Annotated in this window: 1 rRNA gene; it reads right to left on the bottom strand. The window is 50.5% G+C overall.

The annotated features are described in order from the left end of the window. Window positions 1-317 precede the first annotated feature (317 nt). Window positions 318-2,167, bottom strand: a 16S ribosomal RNA gene (locus HUB64_RS23030). Window positions 2,168-2,735: the final 568 nt, after the last annotated feature.

Genomic DNA, 2,735 nt, shown 5'->3' with positions numbered 1-2,735 from the left:
GCTTGGTTTTACTTGTCTCACTTCTGACCAAAGAAGTGGACGCGCCTTAGACGTAAACTATTCAATAAAGAATAATTTACTATTGAATATTCAAGACACTTAATAAAGTGTTTGAGAACTCATGTTCAATGCTTGCGCATTAAACGTTTTGTAATTAATCACATGACAGACTCATGTAATTAAATACTATCAGCTTTCCAAATTGTTAAAGAACAATGCGTACCGGCTCGCGGCGCATTTAGCTCTGACTTCTCCTAAGAGAAGCTAAACAAGCAATCTGTGTGAACACTCAACAAACATTAAGTTAGTCGTATAGGTAAGGAGGTGATCCAGCCCCAGGTTCCCCTAGGGCTACCTTGTTACGACTTCACCCCAGTCATGAACCACAAAGTGGTGAGCGCCCCCCCGAAGGTTAAGCTACCCACTTCTTTTGCAGCCCACTCCCATGGTGTGACGGGCGGTGTGTACAAGGCCCGGGAACGTATTCACCGTGGCATTCTGATCCACGATTACTAGCGATTCCGACTTCATGGAGTCGAGTTGCAGACTCCAATCCGGACTACGACGAGCTTTGTGAGATTAGCTCCACCTCGCGGCTTTGCAACCCTCTGTACTCGCCATTGTAGCACGTGTGTAGCCCTACTCGTAAGGGCCATGATGACTTGACGTCGTCCCCACCTTCCTCCGGTTTATCACCGGCAGTCTCCCTAGAGTTCCCACCATTACGTGCTGGCAAATAAGGATAGGGGTTGCGCTCGTTGCGGGACTTAACCCAACATTTCACAACACGAGCTGACGACAGCCATGCAGCACCTGTCTCACGGTTCCCGAAGGCACTAAGCTATCTCTAGCGAATTCCGTGGATGTCAAGAGTAGGTAAGGTTCTTCGCGTTGCATCGAATTAAACCACATGCTCCACCGCTTGTGCGGGCCCCCGTCAATTCATTTGAGTTTTAACCTTGCGGCCGTACTCCCCAGGCGGTCTACTTAATGCGTTAGCTTGAGAGCCCAGTGTTCAAGACACCAAACTCCGAGTAGACATCGTTTACGGCGTGGACTACCAGGGTATCTAATCCTGTTTGCTCCCCACGCTTTCGTGCATGAGCGTCAGTCTTTGTCCAGGGGGCCGCCTTCGCCACCGGTATTCCTCCAGATCTCTACGCATTTCACCGCTACACCTGGAATTCTACCCCCCTCTACAAGACTCTAGTTCGCCAGTTCGAAATGCTATTCCTAGGTTGAGCCCAGGGCTTTCACATCTCGCTTAACAAACCGCCTGCGCACGCTTTACGCCCAGTAATTCCGATTAACGCTCGGACCCTCCGTATTACCGCGGCTGCTGGCACGGAGTTAGCCGGTCCTTCTTCTGTAGGTAACGTCACAGATATAGCGTATTAAACTACATCCTTTCCTCCCTACTGAAAGTGCTTTACAACCCGAAGGCCTTCTTCACACACGCGGCATGGCTGCATCAGGGTTTCCCCCATTGTGCAATATTCCCCACTGCTGCCTCCCGTAGGAGTCTGGGCCGTGTCTCAGTCCCAGTGTGGCTGATCATCCTCTCAGAACAGCTAGGGATCGTCGCCTTGGTGAGCCATTACCTCACCAACTAGCTAATCCCACCTAGGTTCATCCAATCGCGGAAGGCCCGAAGGTCCCCTCCTTTCCCCCGTAGGGCGTATGCGGTATTAGCAGTCGTTTCCAACTGTTATCCCCCTCGACTGGGCAGATCCCTAGGCATTACTCACCCGTCCGCCGCTCGCCACCTCAGGAGTAAACTCCCTTGTGCTGCCGCTCGACTTGCATGTGTTAGGCCTGCCGCCAGCGTTCAATNGCCGTGTCTCAGTCCCAGTGTGGCTGATCATCCTCTCAGAACAGCTAGGGATCGTCGCCTTGGTGAGCCATTACCTCACCAACTAGCTAATCCCACCTAGGTTCATCCAATCGCGGAAGGCCCGAAGGTCCCCTCCTTTCCCCCGTAGGGCGTATGCGGTATTAGCAGTCGTTTCCAACTGTTATCCCCCTCGACTGGGCAGATCCCTAGGCATTACTCACCCGTCCGCCGCTCGCCGCCTCAGGAGTAAACTCCCTTGCGCTGCCGCTCGACTTGCATGTGTTAGGCCTGCCGCCAGCGTTCAATCTGAGCCATGATCAAACTCTTCAATTAAAGTTTTGTTGCTTCCGTCTTGCGACTTCAGCGGCTCAATGAATTCTGATTTTTTGTTTCTAACTAAAGAAACAAACTGTACATATTNGCGGTATTAGCAGTCGTTTCCAACTGTTATCCCCCTCGACTGGGCAGATCCCTAGGCATTACTCACCCGTCCGCCGCTCGCCACCTCAGGAGTAAACTCCCTTGTGCTGCCGCTCGACTTGCATGTGTTAGGCCTGCCGCCAGCGTTCAATCTGAGCCATGATCAAACTCTTCAATTAAAGTTTTGTTGCTTCCGTCTTGCGACTTCAGCGGCTCAATGAATTCTGATTTTTTGTTTCTAACTAAAGAAACAAACTGTACATATTACTATGAACACTCATTGTTACATTGATTTAAATTTTGACTGCCAACCCGAAGGCTAAGCAGTTTCGATTAACTCAACACCTGTGAGTGCCCACACAGATTTCTTGTTTTATCTTGTTAAAGAGCAACTCAATATTCGTAAGAGAACTTGAGTACCACACTGAGCGTCGAACGCTTCCAGTTGGCTAGGGCTGCGTATTCTACGCATTTCCCGTTT

This window comes from Shewanella sp. ISTPL2, from assembly GCF_013283205.1.
Taxonomy (GTDB): domain Bacteria; phylum Pseudomonadota; class Gammaproteobacteria; order Enterobacterales; family Shewanellaceae; genus Shewanella; species Shewanella oncorhynchi.
Note: the sequence above shows the minus strand (reverse complement) of the source record. Positions and strands in the feature narration are given on the sequence as shown.